This is a genomic window from Neobacillus sp. PVCKKU3, assembly GCF_058323225.1.
In genome coordinates, this window is record NZ_JBLVQN010000004.1 from 1 (window position 1) to 21549 (window position 21549).

The following is a 21549-nucleotide window of genomic DNA, read 5'->3' on the forward strand; positions in this document are numbered from 1 at the left end:
AATAAAATATCCATCCATACCTTTATGGCCACTGCCAAAATCAATATCCCCATTATCATTTGCAGAATTTTAGTATTCATTCTCTTCCCTGCATTAGCACCAATTGGCGCCGCCAGTAAGCTGGCCACAACCAGTATCAGCGCAGGTAAAAGGTCGACGTGACCGGTAGTGATTTTACCGGTAATCGAACCAATAGATGAAATAAGGGTAATCGCCAATGATGAGGCGATGGTCATCCGGGTCGGTATCTTTAAAACAACAAGCATGATTGGCACCAAGAGGAAAGCACCTCCCGCCCCCACAATGCCGGCTCCAATCCCGACGATAAATGCCAATATTGCCCCCAGCCATTTATTAAATTGGACTTGATCGAGCGGGATATTATCAATCCCCTTTTTCGGGATAAAAATCAAAATGACAGCAATTAAAGCAAGAATACCGTATACAATATTTATGCCGCTTTCGGGCAATTGCGAAGATACGAATCCCCCAATAAAACTACCAAGCAAAATACTGATCCCCATATAGGCAATAAGAATTTTATTTAAATAATCGCCCTTCCGGTAGGCTAAAACACCCCCGATTGTGGCAAAAAATACCTGGATGGCCGTTATTCCTGAAACCTCGTGTGCTGTAAAATGGCCGATACCAAGCGCCGGAGGAATATACAAAAGCATCGGAAAATTTATGATGGCTCCGCCTATTCCCAACATACCCGATAGAAATGCACCTACGAATCCGATAATAAAAACTGTAATGATAAAACTAATTTCCATGACTGCCCCCTAAAAGTAAGGAACAATTTAGTCCCTTCCCATAATAAATATTACAGGTTGATGCCCAGTTGCACAAGAAATGTTTGTCTGACCAAACATAAATACCCATGTGGGTATTTATTTGAAAAAAAATAAAAGAGGGTACCTCCACTCTTGTTACCGGCTTTTCACGAGTAGATTTACGGCCTCTTTTACTAGATCTTCCATGTTTTTATCCCCTTGCTCTTCTGCCTTTTTTACGCACTCCACCAAATTGGAGCTTACAATAACACCAATTGTACGATCAATGGCAGTTCTAGAAGCAGATAGTTGGGTAATAACGTCTTTGCAGTCCTTGTTTTCTTCCATCATTTTTAATATTCCGCGCAACTGGCCTTCAATACGTTTGACTCTATTTTTAATTTGATCATTATAGTCCAAATCGCTTACCTCCTAATAAAAACAAGCATTGACATGATTTATATTATACCCGCAAAGGTATATTGTCAACCTACTTAAAATTAGTTGCATTTCTTCATAATTTAACTCTTCCATATTCACCTAATTTTTAGGACCCCATATGATAAAATAAACGTTAACTATTGATATTTAAGGGAGATAATGTATAATTCATAGTATAACTATAGGAATTAAGGGATAGGAGGACTAAAGCGTGATGCGTTTTTTTAAAAACCTTTTCGTTGAACATTGTCCGAAATGCAATAAAGAGTTGGAAACACATAAATCCAATTTATTAAGCTCAGTTGTCGTAAAATCCTGTCCAGAGCAGCATTATCAGAAAGAATATCATCCAGCCTTTGAAACATATATTGAAAGCGATACTGTCTCGTAATAGGCGGAGCTTCACAGCTCCGCTCATTATAGTTTTTATTACATATGAATTTTTCGTTTATTTAGAGATAATGTACATTTCTTTTTGGAATTTTTCTAATATCTCTTCAAAGGGGGAATGAATTAAAAGAGGAAACAGATCTTCGAGGGCTTCATAATAGTCCTGTCCTAACAACTCGCGCAAAATCACATACCTCTGAAACAGCAGGGCTATTTCAAAGTCAATGCCCATGTCATATAAACCATTAAACAAGTCTTCTTTTGGTAATTTTCTTATTTTCCTCAGAATCTTTTCATTTTTTTCGATAAATTTTTCATGGAGATAGTAGGTTACATAGTCTGTATAAATCATTTGCCCGATTTCATTTGTTTCTTTTTTGGAATGATTAAAGCCGATGACACGGTCTTCCTTTTTTTCCTGTAGGATAAATGTTTTATTGCCGCTTAAATGGGTGATGAAATTCTTGACACTTTTATCAAAAATTTTATCAAACTGGATGATTTGATGTAGTTTTACTGCAAAATCCTTATGTTCCTCCCCTACGACGAATAACCGGTCTACAATCGGCAACAGCTTTAAAACCCCTTCAGAAAGCTTGCTGGATGCATCATAAATGATAATATCATGTTTTTTCTTCATCGTTTTGACTTTTCGCTTTTGTTCCGTTAATGTCAGTTTGGCGAACTCATGGATCAATTCGTTCGAACAATCTTCCTTTTCTAGACTCCCATATGATATAAAAGCGACGGATAAATTTGTGTTTGTCTTAAGCCAATTATAGATCGATAATGACAGTTCAGTTACACCTGATTTTGCTTTCGGGGAATAAAACCCGACCAAATACATTTTTCTCACCTGCCTTATAGTTATTCATATTCAGATGTGAACTATTTGGTTGGACAAACTCCCATTCTTACAAAACGCTTTCTTGGTCCACTTCTATTTACAAACACTCCCGTTAAAAATTTTTCAAAAGACAATCCCATTTTCCTATGTTTTGCATTTACTATACCTGAGAGGAGATGAATAGACGAATGAGCGATAAAACATTTCATCAATTTGCCCATGAATTAGTAAATGAAGAAGTGAATGTTGTTACAACTCAAGGAAATTTTGAAGGAAGGCTTCTTTTAGTCGGTTCAGATATTATTGTCCTGCAAAATAGAATGGCTGCACGGCGCAGAATTATCATTAGGATTCTCGAAATCGTAGCACTGTTCCGAGCAGAAATCCGGCCAACAGGCCCATTTGGCTTTATGGGCGCCGCTCCTGAGTTTGAGGAATCCCATGAAAGCCGTGATCACGAGCACAACTAATCATGTAAAAATCCGCATTAAAAATACATGTTTGTCTATACGCCGTAAAACCTTCAGACATACCCTGTAGTAAAGAATGTTGGAGGTGATATGTATGAGCGGCGGCGGCGGAGCAGGATTTGCTTTAATCGTAGTTCTGTTTATTTTGTTGATTATTGTTGGTGCAAGCTTTATGGGCGGTTACTTTTATTAATAAATACCGTTAATATGGTAATCCACCATAAAAGACGATCTATTTGCAAAAATAGATCGTCTTTTTCATTCTTTCAAGCTGATATTTTAATATCTTTTTTGCTAATATAAAAGATAATTAAGATAAGTTATAGATGGCAGGGTGATATACATGGAGAAAGAGTTTTATAATCGGATGGGTAGTCAAGAACTGCTGCTGCTTAATCGTCTTTCAAACTATCAGGAAGTATACTGGTCGAATGGCAAGCTTGAGAAATATGAGACGGGAATCGAAAAATGTACGTTAACTTGGAATGATGTTGACGATGCGGAAAAGCGTCTGGAGCGCTTTGCTCCCTATATTGCAAAAGTGTTTCCAGAAACTCAGAATACAGGCGGCATAATCGAATCTCCGTTAGTAAAAATTCCAAGCATGCAACAAAAAATGGAACAAGATTTAGGGCAGCGAATTTCGGGTGATCTTTGGTTAAAATGTGACAGCCATCTTCCTATTTCAGGATCCATTAAGGCTAGAGGCGGCATTTACGAGGTTTTAAAACATGCGGAAAAATTAGCTTTGAGCCAAAGGCTTATAACAATGGATGACGATTACTCAGTTTTAGACAGTGACCAATTTCGTGGTTTTTTCTCGCAATATTCGATTGCAGTCGGTTCCACCGGTAATCTCGGTTTGAGCATTGGTATTATGAGCGCAAAGCTAGGTTTTAACGTTACTGTACATATGTCTGCGGACGCCAAACAGTGGAAAAAAGATTTGCTGCGTTCAAAAGGGGTAACTGTGGTTGAATACGAATCGGACTACAGCAAAGCGGTCGAGGAGGGCCGACGTCAGGCCGAGGCTGACCCGTCCTGTCATTTTATTGATGATGAAAATTCCCAAGATTTATTTCTAGGTTATGCCACTGCTGCATTGCGGTTAAAAAATCAATTACAAGAATTAAAGATAGCTGTAGATGAAAATCATCCATTATTTGTATACCTGCCATGCGGTGTTGGCGGAGGGCCAGGCGGTGTGGCTTACGGTCTAAAGCTACTGTTCAAAGATAATGTTCACTGTTTCTTTGCCGAACCCACTCATTCCCCATGTATGCTGCTGGGAATGATGACAGGCCTTCATGACCAAATTTCCGTGCAGGATATTGGACTAGATAATCTTACCGACGCAGATGGACTTGCTGTCGGCAGACCTTCCGGCTTTGTAGGGAAAATCATCGAGCCATTTTTAAGCGGAATTTATACGGTTAGTGATGTGAGGCTGTATAAACTGCTGAAGGATTTGGCAGACTCGGAAAATATTTATTTAGAACCCTCTGCATTAGCCGGGATGATTGGTCCTGCGTGGCTGGCTGGTGAGGCTTCGGATTATCTGAGAAGGCATGGGTTATCTGAAAAGTTAAGCCAAGGTACGCACATTGTTTGGGCGACTGGTGGAAGTATGGTGCCAAAGGAAATGATGGAGAAGTATTATCAAAAAGGTGTTAATTCATAAGTTCAGGGCCGCTGAATATGGTTGCGGCCCTTTTTAGTGTACCCCAAATTGGGCAATATGACTTCCAAAAGCTATATCTTTCCTTGGAAAATTCGACTCTTCTTTTAACAGTTTTGCCAGCATAATTAAGGCTTCATTAATAAAATGACCTTTATTCAACATGACGCAATCTGACCTCTTTGCCTGAGACACATCGGTAATTTCCGAGCGTGCCGCTATTCCCTTTTTCGTCAGTTTCTCTAAAACACCCGTTGCCCAAATAACAGGGACATGAGCAGCAGAACAGATCGTGAGGATTTCTTCCTGAACAAATGACAGGTTTTCGGGGCCAACCTCTACGGCCAGGTCACCTCGGGCAATCATAATCCCAAATTTATTAAAGTTTAACCCTTCGATGATGATTCTTGATAGTTGATGAATGGCGTCCTTGGTTTCAATTTTCGCTACAACGGCCAAATCCCCTGCTGCTTTTAGATCCAATTCCACCCTTAATTTTCTTAAATCCTGCGGTGAATGTACGAAGGAAATACCTGCAATGTCGGCATGTTTGGTGACAAAGCTTAAATCCTGAATATCTTTTTCAGTTATGGCGGGAACATTTAAGCTAAGTAGTGAATCAGGTAAATTTATCCCCTTCCCTTGTTTGACCTGGTATGGGCCAATTGCCGGTGACAGGATTTCAACTTCCACGTACTCTTTTGTTACGTGGTGAACAATTCCCATAATTTTTCCGTCATCGATGAAAATTCGGTCTTTTGCACGGACATTTCGAAATGCTTTCACCAGCGTCACCGGAACTCCAGCAGGTTGATCTGTTGTTTCCGGATGTCCAATTTGCTGGGGATCCAGATATAATCTTAATGTATCGCCTTTTTTGACAAAAATATTAGCGGATTGCAAGTCACCAATCCGCACCTTTGGGCCAGCCAAATCCATGAAAATTTTGCATGTCCGGCCTTGATAGTTACCTTCGTCCCTCAGTTTATTTTCCGCATTCCGCAATGCTCCAATAATTTGCAACCAAACCTCCGGATGATGGTGGGCACAATTGATTCTGGCAACATTCATCCCATTTAATAGTAAACTCTCCATTAAGACTTGCTCATGGATACTCTTTGCATCCAAGGTGACCATGATGGAGGATTGCAGGCCAGGGTTGGTGTTTCCAAAGAGTCCGTAGGTGCGGTGTTGCACGTTTTGCCTTGCAGCTTCCGGTGTCGGAGCGTGGAGGCTTGACGATGGAATTACCTGAGCATCCAAGTTTTTTAATATTTTTTCTAATGTATATAATACATGGGGCGCCGAGTGGTCAAGTGCTGCCAATCCTTTGTTTGTTAATTGTTCGCTGATTTCTGAGGTTAATTTTTTCCTTAAAGACAAATAGGCAATTAGGTTATCCCGACTTTCCACGAAGTTCGTTACTGGGAAATTATTGCTGGCATTTTCGCTTTCCTGTTTGACCTGATAATCTATACTCAACAGTTGTTGGGTGAAATCTGGAGAATTAATGGAAACCACTCTTATTCTCTCCTTATTGATATATTTAATTAAGGAGTAATCGGATGTTATTTTGGTTACCTTGGTAATCATTATATATATGGCAAAAGAATCATTATCATAAAATTGTATGCAGCGACGGGTAGAGCGATGTATGTACAGCTTTTTACTTGTGGTAACTTACATAGAAAAATTGATTTTGGTACTATTTTAAGGTGCTGGATGCAAGGAATTGGAACTGGGTAGTGTATAGAGGGGTTCTATGCGACCAAACGTGTGGAATCGAATCTGGTTGGGGAGCGTAGCGGGCTTCTATCTTACCGAACTTTGGAAATCGGTACCTGTTCGGGAGCATAGCGGGCTTCTATTCGACCGAACCAAGGAAATCGAAATTGGTTCGGGAGTATAGCACAGATCTATACGACCGAATTCGGGAAATCGGTACCGGGTTGGGATCCTAAACACCTTTATATCGACCGAACCTCCAAATTATCCCTCGCTCCGGTCGTTATGAACGCCCCCATAACGACTGAACTACCAAAACCCTCCACGATTCAGGCGTTATAAACGCCTCATAACGACTGAAACATCGAAAAGTTCCACGCCTCGGTCGTTATGAACGTCCCCATAACGACCGAACTACCAAAAACCACCACGCCTAGGGCATTATGAACGCTTCATAACGACTGTACTACTAAAACTCCTATGCTTCAGGCATTATAAACGCCTCATAATAACCGAACCATCGAAAAATTCCATGCTAAGGGCGTTATGAACGCCCCATAACAACCGAACTACCAAAAACCACCACACCACGGGCGTTATAAACCCTTTAAAATAGACAAAAAGCAGCACCAGCTCAAAAACCTACCGCCGGTACTGCTTCTACCCAACTTAAACCTGCTTATTCTTCCCTGTCCACCCGCTCAAATCCTTCCCCATCAACGCGTCCTCAAGCAGTTCCGGCAGGCGCTCCGGAGTACACCCGAAACAAGGAATCCCCATCGCAGCCAATCTCCTAGCATTGCTCTCGTCATAACTAGGAACACCCTTATCAGAAAGTGCCAATAACGCAATCACCTTTACACCTGATTCGCGCATCTCCTTCATTCGGCGCAGCATCCCCGCCTGATTACCACCCTCATACAAATCCGATATCAATATAAAGATGGTTTTTCCAGGATCACTAATAAATTGCTCACAATAGGCAAGCGATTTATTGATGTCCGTACCGCCGCCAAGCTGGATACCAAATAACATATCGACCGGGTCTTCCCTGCATTTTTCCGATAAATCCAAAATCTCGGTATCAAAAGCAACCACATGCGTCTTAAGCGACGGAATACTCGCAAAAATGGAGCCAATGATTGAAGCGTAAATCACCGAATCGGCCATTGATCCACTTTGGTCAATATCTAAAATGATATTCCATTGACTACTTTTTCGCTTCTGGTTGAAAAAATAAAATCGCTCCGGAATAATTATTTTACGCTCCAAATCATAATGCTTCAAATTCCGCTGGATCGTATATTTCCAGTCAATATAATTTGCACCGCTTGGCACAGTGGATCGTTTTTGCCGATTGATTGCTCCCTTCACCGCACGCTGCACATCGTTTTCAACAAGAAGCTTAATTTCCTCGACAACAGCCCGGACCAATTCCCGAGCGGTATCCTTTGTCCGCTCGGGAATTTTTCCTTTTAACGTCATTAATGTGGCCACCATTTCAATACTTGGCTTCACATTTCGAAGGGTTTCGGGCTCAAATAATAGTTGGGACATGCCTTTCCTCTCAATCGCGTCTGCTTGAATCACCGAAACAACATCATCCGGAAAAAAGGTCCGAACGTCGCCGAGCCATTTTGATAGGTGGTATCCGCCAGACTGTCCGAGCCCTGCTCCTTTTCCCTGGTCATAAAGTGCTGCAAGGGCTTCGTCCATCAACACCTCATCCGCCGATAACAATGAACCTCCATCAAGACCTGTCTGAAATTGCGATTCTGAAGCATTTCCCAATACCAAGCGCCAGCGTTTCATTTTTTCCTTCATGTCCATTTTAAAAGTCTCCAAAGTCAAATTCGTTCAATTCATCGAGAATCGTTTCTTCGGCTTCGGTAAGCGATTCATTTAAATACTCACTTACTTGAAGCTCGTCAAATCCCCAAATTCCACCTAAAATTTCTGCAACCTTCCCTCGGTCAGATGCGGAGAAGTTAGTAAAAGAGCGACGCAGGAACACAAGGGCGCGACGAAACTCTTCATCAGACAAGGTAGCAATGTAATTATCCATATTCTCCCATAGGTAGCTCCGCGACAACAACGCGTATTTATTGCTCATGCACAGACCCTCGAACCAACTCGCTCCAAGGTCGGCCGGAATCCCGGGCGAAAGCCTTCGGGAAACCTCTTCCTCCAGCGTCAGTGAATCTATTATGTTTTTCTCCAGCAACAATCCACAGGCATACCCGGATAACAATGGATTAAGGTCGTCACGTAAATATAATTCAGTCAGTTTCTCGAACCAAAGTTTTTCATCCACATGCTCAAATAGTTCCCGGGCTGTCTCATTCATTACCTGAATGGCTTTCATCATGACTTTTGCCCGTTCATCATCACATGACGCTGCCCCCAAAATCAAAAGCGTTCCTCGTAGAAATAGCCGCTCAACCAAGGGAATCAGCGTTTTTGTATCAAATCGTCTGACATCACCGAATTGAATTACTCTGCTTAATTCGTTAATCGCCTCGGCATTTTCCACAAAATCAACCGAATCAATGGCAAGACTCATTACCGTCTCTCTTGCTGCCTCAAGCATCTCCGGCATTCCGCACATATAGCTGATGCGGACAAGAAGGGCGGCGGCTCCGACGTGCTCGCAGGTATTCAGGTTTTCCCTTATTCGATAACCGGTTGCAAGCTCAAGCGTTTCCCCGAGCAGTGTCGATTCGACAAGCTGAATTTCAACCTCCGGGTTATACCGCAAACTCCAATTTTCAGCCCACGAGGCGTGCTCCTGTTGAACATTTAATGGCTGTGCAAATTGAATTCCCAGCACCTGCAGCTGATGGAAAAAAAACGAGCGATGCAAATCTAAAAACGCTGCAGCTTGACTTTTTACTCTTCGATTCTCACGCAAATCCAATTGGATGACTGCAGCAGTATTGGTCCGATATTTTACAAGCTTCAAATCTTTTAATCTTCTTAAAAAATCCTCCTGGATTGGGGTTTGCGATACCCCATCAGGAAGTTCTCCTATTTCGTTTCCGATTTCTACCTTTACGCAGGCATCAACAATTCTTGAAAAATCACCCCGGCCCATGCAGACAGTTGCAGCATCCCGTAAATCCTTTAGCGTTGGTGTGCTGTTCCTAAACGATGCTAAGGCATTGGCCAACCGGACCCCCTCCAACACCTCGGCGGTCGAACAATGATTTCCCGATGCCCGCAGTTCAGAAACAATTTTTATAAGATATTGTGAAGCAAGACGCTCCCAATCTCTCCGCTTAAGGCACTCCCACAACATTTGAAAATAAGCAGGCGCATGGTTCCCGGCGCCATATCCAGATTGTGAGGAAAGCTTATAATTGGAATAGGGCATTAAGGTGGTACTGATTTCTCTGTTTGGCAGCGCGTTAAAATCTACCTCAGGGAGCGAATCCGCCAAAAGTGCCGGAACATGGAATGCACCTGTTATAACGACCACTTTATCGGGCCGATGGCCCGCTTCTATTATTCTTTCAATCTTCCGGCTCATATACGATTCCCTGACCCGATGGTACTCCAGTTCAGCCTCGCTGTCTGTCTGCTCCTCTAATTTTCGTAATTGAACAGCAAAGCTCTCCATTGCCGAATTAAAGTCTTCCAAACTGCGAATTTGTTCAAATGACCTCTCCCAAAAGGTTTCATAATCGGACTCACCGGCAAGCTTGGCGATGGTTTCATAAATATTCACCCGATCTACTTGACTTACATCATCGGCCATTAGCTTTTTTCGAGGATAGCAAACCGACATACTGCTTGGCAAATCAATAAATTCAACATGAACATGATGCCTTGAAGCCCACATCATCGCCCGGTACTCCGGAGAATATTCTGCCAGCGGGTAAACGATTGTTTCGACCGGCAGCTCCTTCGTATACGCCATCATTGCAATCGGAGGTTTTGTTTCCACACGTGTAATGTCGGCAATTAATCCGGTCAGATCAGTTGGCCCTTCAATTAATACTGCGCTCGGTTGAATCTCATTCAATAACGTCTCCAGATGATAGGAAGCGGCCGGTGACAGGTGCCTGACACCAAAAACATTCGGTTTCATCGCTGATTCAGCTCACTGCAGGCCAGATACAATTTCCGCCATTCCGTGCCCTTTTTCTTCATGACATTTTCGAGGTATTCTTTCCAAACCAATTGGTCCTTCTCCTCATCCTTTACAATCGTTCCCTGCAGACCTGCGGCAATGTCTTCCTCTGTAATCACACCAGAGCCAAAGCTTCCGGATAGTGCCATGCTGTTGGTCAGCAAGGAAATCGCTTCTGCTGTTGAAATCACCCCGCTTGGTGATTTTAGTTTTTCTTTACGGTCAAGACTCATCCCGGAGCGAAGTTCACGAAAGATTGTGACCACCCTCTCGATCAGTTCCGCAGCCGGCGGATCTGCATGTAATTGATGCTGAGCGGAAAGCTCAGCAACCCGTTTCCTGACAATATTTATCTCAGTTTCCATATCCGAAGGCGCCGGCAATACCAAAATATTAAAACGTCTTTTCAAGGCGGCAGACATTTCGTTGACTCCCCGGTCTCTTGTGTTAGCAGTTCCAATCACGGAAAATCCTCTTACTGCCGATACATCCTCATTTAGTTCAGGGATGCTGATTGTTTTTTCTGATAGAATCGAAATCAGCGCATCCTGGACTTCTGAAGCACAGCGGGATATTTCTTCAAAACGGGCGATGGTTCCCGTTTCCATTGCACGAAAAATGGGGCTCTTCACCAACGCTTCCCGGGTCGGGCCATTGGCCAGGAGCATCGCGTAGTTCCACGAATATTTCACCTGATCCTCAGTCGTTCCGGCAGTTCCCTGGATAACTTTCCCGGAATCAGCATGAATTCCTGCCGCAAGCAGTTCCGAAAGCATCGATTTGGCTGTCCCTGGCTCACCAATCAACAACAGAGCCCTGTCAGTCATTAAAGAAGCAATAGCCATTTCAATCAGGCGCCGGCTGCCGATGTATTTAGGCGTGATCTCCAGTGCACCAGCTTTTCCACCGGCAATAAAGGTAAGCACGGATTTCGGCGACAGCTTCCAGCCGTTCGGAACAGTGCCGCTGTCATGCTTTTTTAGTTCATGTAATTCCTCCTCATAAAGCTTCTCAGCCGGCAAACGCAATAACTCCGCCATCAAATTTCCCCCTTATGGTTTAAAAAATAGACAATTTCCTGTAACCTGCTTTTTATTCGATCATTATCTATTTCATTTTCAGCAATTCTTCTAATTTCCTCTGCATATTTTTTCGGTAAGGCACACAACATCCCTAAGTTGGTAATAATCCAGCCATGATGAAACTGGACAGACTTCATATTGACATCTGTTTTTTTCAACACATCCATTAAAACGTCAAACATCTTTTCATAACCAATTTGGATAAGCGAAACCATGACTCCAGTTCCTCTCTTGCTCGAAAAATAAGGATTTATGGCAAGCTTGTCCAACAAATACTGAAGATGCTTTTGACTCATCACTCTTTTCGGGAGGCGAAAGACAAGCTGTTCTTCATCAAGCTCCATCAGCACGTCAACCCAGCGCTCATCCCATTCCATTCCTACCAGCTTATGCTCAGTAACAGGTTTATCGCCATATCCCGCATATTGGTTTTTCAGAAACCTTTCATCATATCCCCTTAGTTCCGGAATAAAGTAGATGAAGTTGTCCATCGTAGCAAGAATCGCATTGCCTCCGGGGTCTTTGCGCGACCGTTTTGCATATCTTGAGAAATGGTCAAACACTTCCTCTTTTGACCTTATGTACAGGCTAGCTTGCAGGGATAAATCAGCAAGCCCGGCCAAACGGGGAATTTGATGAACCTTCTCAACAAATTCAAGCGTTTCGGACCTACCTTCGTTAAGTAAACTAACAGCAGCAACTCTTGCAAGGGAGCTCGGAATATCCCGATTTTCAATGATTTCTTGTAAAAATTGGCCAGTTTCCAGGTTGGGAACAGGTCTGAAACAGAATAGCACAGCGTGAAGCCGTTTTACTTTTTCCTCCTCTTTTGTTTCCAGGAAGTCATTAAGTAATCCCTTGGCATAACCCAGCAGGGCTTCTTTTAATCTATCAGAAGCAAATCTGGCTAGATGAATCACGGTATCATGGTCACGGCCTTCCAATGCCTTCAGCAAAAATTGGACCGCTTTCGCACTATCCCGCTTCACTAATGACTCAAATGCAGCTCTCCTTGTATCCGGCTTTTTCGCCATCGCATATTCCAGCAAAAGTTCCTCCGCAGCATCATACGGATATAAAATCTCCAGCGCGGCGATTCGTACCTGCTCGGACCCTTTTTCCACACATTCTATATAAAACGGGAGGCCTTCTTCTTTTAAAATTCCACTGATAACCCGTAACCGTCTACCGTCAGCTTTTTTCCCTTTGATTGAAAAAGTAGATTGAACCATCGGCAGCACGGCCATGCCGAAGTCCGGCAATACTTTTTCCGAGATAAAATCAGCCAGCTGGAGATTGCTGTCGCCCAAAGCGGAAATAAGCGGCTGAATCAAGCGAAGGTCGTTTAAAGAGCCTGACTGGTAGGCCTGCTCAATCACCTCTGAACGGCTGGAGCCCTTTGTTGTCAACGCTTCCAAGATTGGTTTTAATTTTTGATAGCCAATATTGGTTGGGAATTCGTACACGGTACCCTTTGTAACCAAATCCCCGTCAACCCCTGTTTTCCCCATCGTATACATGACGGATGTGAGTAGTTCGGCTAACTCCAGCAATTGATTTGAAGAATCCCCGCCATCTGTCAAAGATTCTGTTAACATTGCCAGCCTTCCGAAAACCGCCGATTTTTCTCCAAGCTTCATAAGAACCGGTACTTTTTTCTTTAGACTCATATCGCCTTCAGCCAGGTCGCTCCCGGCAATCATCAATCGTTTTAAGTCATCGTGTAAATCCTGCAAGATTGGTAGACTCATACTGTTTCTCCTCCGTTAACCCAATAATCGGACAATCCGTTTTGGTGTGATCATCGTTAGAGGCTTTGCTGTCAACGCACCTGTCCCTAGTTCATGATAAAATTGGACAAGCATCGCACCATCGACTAAATCCTGATTTGACAATAAATCTATTATGCTAAGAGTATCAATTTCGGCAGGCGCTCCATTTGTCAGTGTCAGCCTTGTGCCGTCCTGTCCATCTAACACCCACTGTTCATCAACTTTGCCGACTTTGGAAAAAGAAATAAGCGCCACCGGATACTTATCCGCAAGCGGAAGCCTTAATTGTCCACGCACCTGCTTAAGCACTTCGGCTACATTCTGTTTTGCCATGCTAATGATCTTCTTTGTTTGTGGCGCCGGACCAAACTGATACTCCTCCCAGCGTATCCTCCGGTTACCTTCGCCCGGGTAAATAAATAACTCCTTTATGCTGACAACAGGAAAAATCGAATCATCTTCTTTAATATGCTTGGCGGCACGATAAGGGCGGTAATTTTTTGAGAAATATAGTTGTCCATCCGCTAAATCAAGCCATACACCCAGATCAATAAATTCCTTGCGGGCATCACTTTTGATTATCGAGAAGGATAATTGAACCAATTCGACATCTGTCTTGGTCATCCCTTGTTCGCGCAGCTCTGCCAGCTGCCAAATATGACCTAACTTCTCCTCAATGCTTGTCCCGGTGTCAGGCACCAGAGCCTGGTCCTCAAGCCTCTTGGTAAGATGCTCTTTACCTTTCTTGGTTATAGAATACAGAAGTAATACTTTTTCAAAAGCTAGTGAAAAGATTTCCTCTTCAGAAAGATTCTGCTGCCAAATGAATTGAAATTCCCGCAGTTCATTTTGCAATTCTTTTAAATAATAATTTCCTAACTGCTTGGCCGTTTCCTCAAGCCCTTTCAGTTTTTTGACATCAATCGAGGCAAATCCAGCTCGAACAATCTGCTGCAACTGGCGGTCCAATACATCTAGTCCTTCTAGCTGCGCCTTTAGTTTCTTCGTTAAAGCAGACTTGTTTACCTTGTGGGTGTTTGTTGGCTGCTCCTTCTTTTTCTCCCTACGGACAGCTGCTTTTGCCCGTTTGGAAATGATATCTTCCGGAATCGGTGCTGTCGTAAAATTAGCCCCGTTTAAAAAACTATACAGCAGCCCAAGCGAATGCTTACAGGGGAATTGCCTACTAGGACAGGTACAGCGGGCAGTGGGTGTTTCCCCAATAAAATCGACCGAGGTTAGATAATTGTTTTTCCCGCTTCCGATACATTCGCCAAATAAAACGCTTCCGTCTTCACTTTTTTGAAGGACAACGAATTGATTTTTCTTCACTAATCCCCAGCCATTTTTTACAGCTGAAGCATTCGGCGCCAAAGAATCTACATACTCTTCTGTAAATGTCAGCATATCCTACTCCCTCACAAACCTATAATTATAGATTCATTATACCTTATCGAAAGAGGTTGTTTGAACTACACCTTTACAATATGTGGTAAAAAATTCACAAAAAAGTACATGCACTAGGCATGTACCTTTTAAGCTTATGGATTTATACAAAAACTAGCAACAGCCATAGGTATAAGCTGATTAAGGTAAAAATTAATGTCGGCGGAATAACGAGAATTGTTACCTTTATATACTCCATCCAAGGAATTTGAATTTTATTGTTTTTAAGAATGTGCATCCAAATAAGGGTTGCCAGCGTTCCAATCGGCAGAATGAGCGACCCGATATCACTGCCAATGATATTGGCAAGATAAACAGTTTTCATGATTAATGGGTCCAAGCCCATTTCTGTTAATGCCAATGTAGAAATCATCAAAGCAGGGTGATTGTTAAAAATATTTGAGAGCACTGATGTAATCACACCCATCGTCAAGCTGGCATGGAACAGGCTGTCATTTACGATCGATTTTAGATGCACCAGCAACAAATTGGTCAGTCCAATATTGTGTAATCCGTAAATGATAACATACATGCCGAATGCAAAAATTAAGATATGCCATGGAATTTTACCAATAACATCTTTTGGGTTAATTTTTAAATACACCCATCTCCAGATTAACAGGATAATGGAGCCTAAGACAGCCACCAATGATACAGCAATGCCAAGATATGAAGCAATAAATAAACTGATTCGTACTATGAATATGAAGATGAGCATATTGATCATCAATTTCTTTTTTTCATTAAACAAAACATCGCTATTTTTTTGCAACGGGTGATAGAGTCGATTTTTTTGCAGTGGAATGGAGTAGGAATGCGGGGAAATTTGTGGAGGAATTTCCTTCTTGAAAATCATATAGAGCAGGAAGGATAGAAACACTAATCCAAGAACACCTGGCACAAACATCATTTCCGTCTGCATATAAAGGTCCATCCCGATAATCTTTAAGGCAATTAGATTTACGATATTGCTGACCCCGATTGGCGCACTTGAGGCTGTCGCAATGAGGGCACCACTCAAAAGGTATGGAATCATTTGCCTCACTTTTAAGCCTAAATTCTTGAGCGTTAAGATTAAAATGGGTGTAGTAATCAAAATGCTGCCGTCATTATTGAAAAAAAGTGTCATTAAAAAGCAAAGCAGTAATGTATACCAGTATAGACGTACACCAGAACCCTTTGAAACTTTTAACATTAAAGCTGCTGTCCAGCTGAAAAATCCGATGCTTTCCAAAACAATCGCCATAACGATTGTGGCTATAATGGTGATGGCTGCTCCCGTTACTTTTGAACTAATATCTATTAGATCGGCCGTAGAAACACTTCCGCTTAAAAAAACGATCACTGCTCCAATGGAAGCAGGAATAGCTTCATTCATATTTTTTGGACGGATAAATATCATTATCATAGTAAATAAAAAAGCTAGTATGGTAATGATAACCGTCGATTGGTTATAAATCGTAATAATTTCACATCCTTACCAATTGTGTTATTGACTTGATATTGTTTATCCCACCCCTCGTCCTATAGTTTATTTTACGCCTGTCCTTGACTGCTTGACCTAAACGAGTATCTCGGTCTCACATAAATCAGCAAAAGACTAAATAATTTTTCCTTTCATTATGTAGGCACCTGCCTGCTTTGGTTACAGAAGAAAAAAACAAAAATCCGGTACTATGGCTAAAAGTACCGGATGTTATTTTATATTTTCATAAAATACATTTTTAACTGAGTTATTATTTCTTTTTACCCTTGCCGCCCTTTTTTCCTTTGCTGCCATGGCTTCCGCTGCTGCCGTGGCTTCCCGAACTGCCATGGCTTCCGCTCCTGCCGTGACTGCCAGTGCTACCGTGGCTTCCTGAACTACCATGACTGCCGGTGCTGCCATGGCTTCCTGAACTGCCCTGACTGCCGGTGCTGCCGCCGCTTCCTGAACTGCCATGACTTCCGCTACTTCCTGAACTTCCGTGGCTGCCATGCTTTTTCGGACCAGGGCCAGGTTTTTTATGTTTTTTATGTTTTTTATTATGACCAGGGCCTCGACCCCCACTTGATCCTCCGCTGCTTCCGTGACTGCCGGTGCTTCCACTGCTGCCCGTACTGCCATGTGATCCAGTACTGCCGCTGCTGCCGGTACTACCATGCGATCCAGTACTGCCGCTGCTGCCATGTGATCCGGTGCTACCGCTGCTGCCATGTGATCCAGTGCTACCGCTGCTGCCCGTACTGCCGCCGCTTCCAGTGCCTCCGCTGCTGTGATGTTTCTTTGGACCAGGACCATGCTTCTTATGTTTTTTCAACGGGCCTTTTCCACTGCTGCCAGACTTGCCAGAACTACCGCTGCCCTTGGAGCCTGTGCTGCCAGTGCTTCCGTGACTGCCGGTGCTTCCATGACTGCCGGTGCTTCCATGACTGCCGGTACTTCCATGACTGCCGGTACTTCCATGACTGCCGGTACTTCCATGACTCTTTCCGCCTTTGCCTTTCTTATGTTTACCAGCAGGATTATTATGCATAAATGCAAGTACACCATTTGCTTCTGCTTGTTGTAATAATTCTTCAACGCCCAGATTTAACACCATTTATACACCACTTTCCAATACAATTTATTTTCTCTTTCAATTTATGAAATTGGCGTTTGTTTTGATATAGACAGATATATATTTTTCAAAACTAAAAGTCATTAGGAACAAATACACACCTCCAATATCTATTGCATATATCTAGATAAAATATGGTATAGGGGTATTAAAGTGTTAAAATACGAAATTTTAATAAATCCTAAGTGGTTAAGAAAATTGGAATATGATATTTGGAATGACGATTTAGTCCCAGCTGTGTTAAAGATTGGAAACAATCGCTATAAAATCAGACTTTCGTACCGCGGCAATGTAATTAGAGATAAGAAAAAGAGATCCTACCGGATTGTATTTGAAAAGCCATTTACAAAGAATGGCGCCCATGAACTTCATCTTAATGCCGAGTTCTCAGATATATCCTTGTGCAGGAACAAACTATCACTAGATTTTTTTGATCGGATCGGCGTTATATCTCCTCACTCACGCCATATACTTTTATACGTTAACGGATATTGTAAAGGCATTTACTTAGAAATAGAATCATTAGACCAATACCTTCTGGAAAAAAGAAATTTACCGGATGGTGCCATTATTTACGCAACCAATAATCGAGCAAACTTCTCCTTAATAACGAAAAAAAATGAACCAAAAAAGAGGCTCGACCAGGGGTATACGCTAAAATATGGCACTAAAGAAGATATGGAACATTTACGGAGCTTCATTGCGATGATAAATGTGCTAAAAAATGAGGATTTTAAAAGAGAAATCGTCAATATATTGGATGTAGACAAATATTTAAGATGGCTTTGTGGCGTGGTCTGTACACAAAACTACGATGGATTTATCCATAATTATGCACTCTACAAAAATGGAGAAACAAATTTATACGAAATCAGCCCATGGGACTATGACGGTACCTGGGGAAGAAACCTCCATGGCCGGCTCCTTGATTATGATTACGTCCCCGTTACAGGATATAACACTTTAACTGGGCGAATTCTACACTTCCCGGAATTTAAATCGAAATATAAAGAAATTCTATCATCTATTTTAGATAATGATTTTACCGTAGAGGTTCAAGCACCGATTATCAATGAGCTATTGGAAAAAATAAAACCCTACATCAGCCTAGATCCTTATATTGAATTGGATGAGGAAACACTGGACGAGGAAAAAAATGTCTTTTTTGAGTTTATTCGAAATAGAAATGCCTATCTTAGCAGCGAACTTTCTATTTTAATTTAGGCCTTAAGTATATGGTTTTTGACCATATTTTTTTTGCCTATTTTTCAGGTACTAGTTAAAAAAAGGCTACTTTATTAGTACAACATCATCCCATGATACATATAGATGCAGTGTAAATGTTTATCTAAATATAAGGAGGAAACTATGGGTTATGAATAAAGAGTCGATGATGCAATACGTGGGCAAAACGATTCGTGTCGATCGGGGTGGCCCTGAATCCAGGATGGGAAAAGTATTGGCCGTTTTTGAAGATTATTTTGTTCTTTTAACTGAAAGAGATGGCGTGGTTTATTACAAAACCAATCATATTAGAAGTGTGACTGAGAGTTCAAGGGATCTTTTGAAACTCGGTGTGAATATTCCAAAGGACTTCGAATACAAAACTGGCGAAAACTTTGTCAAACTATTAGAAAGTATTCGATATCAATGGGTACGTATTAACCGTGGTGGAACTGAAGCATTAGAAGGTGTACTAAATGATGTTAATAAGGATATTGCTTCATTAATTGTGAAAGAAGAAGTTGTACGTTTTTCTATGAAGCATATCCGAAACATAAGTTATGGTTTAGTGATTGAGGGCAAATCCGGCGGCGGTAAAAGCAACAAGAGCAATGATGATAATGACCATGATGAAGATAATGAGGAAGATGAGGGTTCAAGAGAGGAAAGTAACGATTAAAAATGAGTCGCTTCTCCTTTGAGGAGCGACCCATAATCTCTTTAGGAGGCTGAATAATGGGATTAGAGAAATTTACTGCTGCATTAGATTTGCTAAAAGGCTACTATGTGAATCTATTTGTTGGCGAGGAAGTTTATAAAGGTAAATTGCTTGGCGTTGAAGAAGACCATGTTGTCTTAGAAACCGACCAAAAATTTATCTTTTACTACCGAATTGATAAAATTCAGGCCATTACGAAGAATACAAAAGACTTTAAAGTTCTAAATTCCAAGACACCTTTTCAAAAAACACAAAGCTTAATTGCTTTATTAAATTCATTTCAACACTCCTGGGTCACCATTCTAAGTATCCATAAGCAAAGATTTAGCGGCGTGCTTAGTGAAGTAGATTCAGATTTTGTTACTTTGATTAATGGTGAAGAACGAATTTTATTAAAATTAGACTATGTTTCCAATATACTCAAAGGGTTTATAAAAGAAGAAACAAAAGCCAAGGAAAAAAAGGAAGCAGCGGAAGGACAAAACAAGACAGAAAACAAACAAGAACAATCGAAGGAAAAAGCAGCTGCTAAAAAGGATAATAGTAACCAAAAAACGGAAAAAAGTGCTGAAGCGGCAAAATCGGATTCACACTCTGAAAAGAATGTAAAAGCGGAAATCAAGGAAAATGATGAAAAGCATCAGGCGGCGGCACAAGAGCATACAGGCTGGTCTAAGCCATTTAAATTGGAAACCCCAGTGGCATCTATTGAAGAGGAAGAAAGCCATTCCAGCTCTGGAAATGAGGAATCAAAACAGGAGGAAAAAACAGCTCCAGTATTGCTTAAGGCTGTAGTAAAAAAGAACAGCGATAATCAAAATGATAATAAAACTAAAAATCAAGAGAAAACAAAACAGGTAGTTTCACAAAAAGGAACAGCGAAAGAAAAAAATGAGCAAAAGTCAAAACAAGTGGCGAAGTCGGATACTACTGCTGCTAAAACAAAGGAAAAAACAAGATCGGATGCTGTATCACCAAATAAGAAAGAAATGAAAACAACGGGAACCGCTCCAGCCAAATCAAAAGATAAAATAACAGCAGAAACCGCACAATCCCCATCTGCTACCACAAAATTTGAAAAAGGCCAAAAAGAAAAGAGATTTATATGGAATGCCTTCGAGCAGGAAAAGAAATCCTCCCGTTTTGCTGGTGAAGGAGCAGGTGGTTCAAATGTAAAGCCTTCCCCATTCGAGGGTGAAAGCGTGTCAGGATCGATGGTGAAATCTTTACCATTTGCCGAAATGGCATCTGGCTCCAGCAAGAACTCATACTCATTTGCTGAACCTGCAAAAATAAAGAGATTCAGAGTTTATTAATAAAAAAGCTGTTAATTATTTATGATAATATCAAGTAATCATTCAACCATTTTTATTGTCCACCCTAATCCCCTTTTACAAAAGTGAGCTGGGGTCTATTATGTTCATCCAATTTTTATTATAAGGGAATGTTGAAAGCCCCTCTCTTTTTGTAAACGTCACTCTTTGGAAAGGAGTGTGTGAAATGAATTTTAAAGAAGCAATTGGAAAATATATAAAAATTGAAATTGCCGGCAAGAAGCTTTTAAGCGGTATGCTGATTGATGTTGGCGGTGATTTGTGTGTATTGTTTAACGGGACTGATTATCTTTACATCCCTACTATTCATATACAAAACTGGCAGTATCTCAAACAGGATGAAATTGAGGAAATAACAATCAGTAATGAACCGACCCCTATCTATAATCATAATGAAGATATCTCTTTAAGGAAAATCCTTACATCCGCGAAGGGTATTTTTACAGAAATCTATGTTACAAGTAAACAAGCACTGCATGGCTACATTATCAGCATCATGAACAATTATTTTGTTTTTTATTCACCTATTTACAAAACCATGTTTATCTCCTTAAATCATTTAAAATGGCTTATACCTTACACAAACAATAAAAGACCTTATGGCCTAAGCAACTCCAATTTACCCGTAAATCCAAGTAATATCACCTTTGCTCGATCATTCGAAATCCAAGTAGAAAAACTAAAAGGAGAACTGGTTGTCTTCAACATTGGAGAAAATGAAAATGTCATTGGCAAAATCCAAAACATAAAAAACAACTTCGTCGAATTAATCTCAGCCAAAGAAGACCCAGTCTACCTCAACCTCCATCACATCAAAACCCTCCACATGACGTAGCAACTATCTATGCTCATCTGCCCGCAAAGTAAACAAGCTCTAGGCACAAAATAAAGTGGTATCTAAGTGATGTCAGGCA

General features: G+C 41.4%; 21 protein-coding genes. 9 read left to right on the top strand and 12 right to left on the bottom strand.

What is annotated here, in order from left to right; translation table 11 throughout:
- Positions 1–776 (bottom strand): sulfite exporter TauE/SafE family protein (locus tag ACNQGS_RS03795; RefSeq protein ID WP_491486196.1); only part of this gene is annotated, 776 nt, incomplete at its 3' end.
- 156 nt (positions 777–932) lie between these two features.
- On the bottom strand, positions 933–1196 hold the full coding sequence (locus ACNQGS_RS03800) for a metal-sensitive transcriptional regulator (RefSeq protein ID WP_491486197.1): 264 nt from the start codon (positions 1194–1196) through the stop codon (positions 933–935).
- Positions 1197–1428: 232 nt separating this feature from the next.
- On the opposite strand from ACNQGS_RS03800, the gene ACNQGS_RS03805 reads away from it, so the two are divergent.
- Positions 1429–1608, top strand: a complete 180-nt coding sequence (locus tag ACNQGS_RS03805) for a hypothetical protein (RefSeq protein WP_213141340.1) — start codon at positions 1429–1431, stop codon at positions 1606–1608.
- Positions 1609–1665: 57 nt separating this feature from the next.
- Here ACNQGS_RS03805 and ACNQGS_RS03810 read toward each other — a convergent pair whose 3' ends face one another.
- Entirely contained in the window at positions 1666–2454 is a 789-nt protein-coding gene (locus tag ACNQGS_RS03810) for a hypothetical protein (protein WP_491486198.1), read from the bottom strand.
- 188 nt (positions 2455–2642) lie between these two features.
- Here ACNQGS_RS03810 and ACNQGS_RS03815 point away from each other — a divergent pair, with 188 nt between their 5' ends.
- The 3 genes from ACNQGS_RS03815 (at position 2643) to dsdA (ending at position 4605) form a co-directional block, all read left to right on the top strand.
- Positions 2643–2924, top strand: coding sequence for a DUF2642 domain-containing protein (locus ACNQGS_RS03815; RefSeq protein ID WP_217036543.1), 282 nt, complete (start codon positions 2643–2645; stop codon positions 2922–2924).
- Positions 2925–3018: 94 nt separating this feature from the next.
- Complete coding sequence (locus ACNQGS_RS03820; RefSeq protein WP_241113772.1) at positions 3019–3117, top strand: YjcZ family sporulation protein; 99 nt, start codon at positions 3019–3021, stop codon at positions 3115–3117.
- A 150-nt stretch (positions 3118–3267) separates the two neighbouring features.
- Positions 3268–4605, top strand: a complete 1338-nt coding sequence (gene dsdA, locus ACNQGS_RS03825; RefSeq protein WP_491486199.1) for a D-serine ammonia-lyase — start codon at positions 3268–3270, stop codon at positions 4603–4605.
- Positions 4606–4638: 33 nt separating this feature from the next.
- On the opposite strand, the gene ACNQGS_RS03830 is transcribed toward dsdA, so the two are convergent.
- Positions 4639–6123: a pyruvate kinase gene (locus tag ACNQGS_RS03830; RefSeq protein ID WP_491486200.1), complete on the bottom strand. Its 1485-nt coding sequence runs from the start codon at positions 6121–6123 to the stop codon at positions 4639–4641.
- Positions 6124–6364: 241 nt separating this feature from the next.
- Between ACNQGS_RS03830 and ACNQGS_RS03835 the strand changes: the two genes are divergently transcribed.
- Positions 6365–6511, top strand: coding sequence for a hypothetical protein (locus ACNQGS_RS03835; RefSeq protein WP_491486201.1), 147 nt, complete (start codon positions 6365–6367; stop codon positions 6509–6511).
- A 485-nt stretch (positions 6512–6996) separates the two neighbouring features.
- Here the strand turns inward: ACNQGS_RS03835 and ACNQGS_RS03840 are convergent, their stop codons facing one another.
- The 8 genes from ACNQGS_RS03840 to ACNQGS_RS03875 form a co-directional block, all read right to left on the bottom strand.
- Positions 6997–8157, bottom strand: coding sequence for a VWA domain-containing protein (locus ACNQGS_RS03840; protein ID WP_491486202.1), 1161 nt, complete (start codon positions 8155–8157; stop codon positions 6997–6999).
- A 1-nt stretch (position 8158) separates the two neighbouring features.
- Positions 8159–10417, bottom strand: a complete 2259-nt coding sequence (locus ACNQGS_RS03845; RefSeq protein WP_491486203.1) for a DUF5682 family protein — start codon at positions 10415–10417, stop codon at positions 8159–8161.
- Complete coding sequence (locus ACNQGS_RS03850; RefSeq protein ID WP_491486204.1) at positions 10414–11499, bottom strand: ATP-binding protein; 1086 nt, start codon at positions 11497–11499, stop codon at positions 10414–10416. Before ACNQGS_RS03850 ends, ACNQGS_RS03845 begins: the two co-directional genes overlap by 4 nt.
- Positions 11499–13292 carry a HEAT repeat domain-containing protein gene (locus tag ACNQGS_RS03855; RefSeq protein ID WP_491486205.1) on the bottom strand — a complete coding sequence of 598 codons (1794 nt, stop codon included), beginning with the start codon at positions 13290–13292 and terminating at the stop codon, positions 11499–11501. The genes ACNQGS_RS03850 and ACNQGS_RS03855 overlap by 1 nt, the downstream gene beginning before the upstream one ends.
- A 15-nt stretch (positions 13293–13307) precedes the next feature.
- A complete protein-coding gene (locus ACNQGS_RS03860; protein ID WP_491486206.1) occupies positions 13308–14720 on the bottom strand; it encodes an SWIM zinc finger family protein in 1413 nt (470 codons plus the stop codon).
- Between the two features lie 142 nt (positions 14721–14862).
- Complete coding sequence (locus ACNQGS_RS03865; protein WP_491486207.1) at positions 14863–16167, bottom strand: arsenic transporter; 1305 nt, start codon at positions 16165–16167, stop codon at positions 14863–14865.
- A 288-nt stretch (positions 16168–16455) separates the two neighbouring features.
- Positions 16456–17040 (bottom strand): hypothetical protein, encoded by a 585-nt coding sequence (locus ACNQGS_RS03870; RefSeq protein WP_491486208.1) that lies wholly within the window; start codon positions 17038–17040, stop codon positions 16456–16458.
- A gap of 15 nt (positions 17041–17055) precedes the next feature.
- Positions 17056–17223 (bottom strand): hypothetical protein, encoded by a 168-nt coding sequence (locus ACNQGS_RS03875; RefSeq protein ID WP_491486209.1) that lies wholly within the window; start codon positions 17221–17223, stop codon positions 17056–17058.
- A 289-nt stretch (positions 17224–17512) separates the two neighbouring features.
- Between ACNQGS_RS03875 and ACNQGS_RS03880 the strand changes: the two genes are divergently transcribed.
- From ACNQGS_RS03880 to ACNQGS_RS03895, 4 genes are all read left to right on the top strand, one after another.
- Positions 17513–18583 carry a CotH kinase family protein gene (locus tag ACNQGS_RS03880; protein ID WP_491486210.1) on the top strand — a complete coding sequence of 357 codons (1071 nt, stop codon included), beginning with the start codon at positions 17513–17515 and terminating at the stop codon, positions 18581–18583.
- Positions 18584–18734: 151 nt separating this feature from the next.
- A complete protein-coding gene (locus ACNQGS_RS03885) occupies positions 18735–19262 on the top strand; it encodes a hypothetical protein (RefSeq protein ID WP_491486211.1) in 528 nt (175 codons plus the stop codon).
- A 56-nt stretch (positions 19263–19318) separates the two neighbouring features.
- On the top strand, positions 19319–20617 hold the full coding sequence (locus ACNQGS_RS03890) for a hypothetical protein (protein WP_491486212.1): 1299 nt from the start codon (positions 19319–19321) through the stop codon (positions 20615–20617).
- 184 nt (positions 20618–20801) lie between these two features.
- Positions 20802–21470, top strand: a complete 669-nt coding sequence (locus tag ACNQGS_RS03895) for a DUF2642 domain-containing protein (protein WP_423802293.1) — start codon at positions 20802–20804, stop codon at positions 21468–21470.
- The last annotated feature ends 79 nt before the right edge of the window (positions 21471–21549 follow it).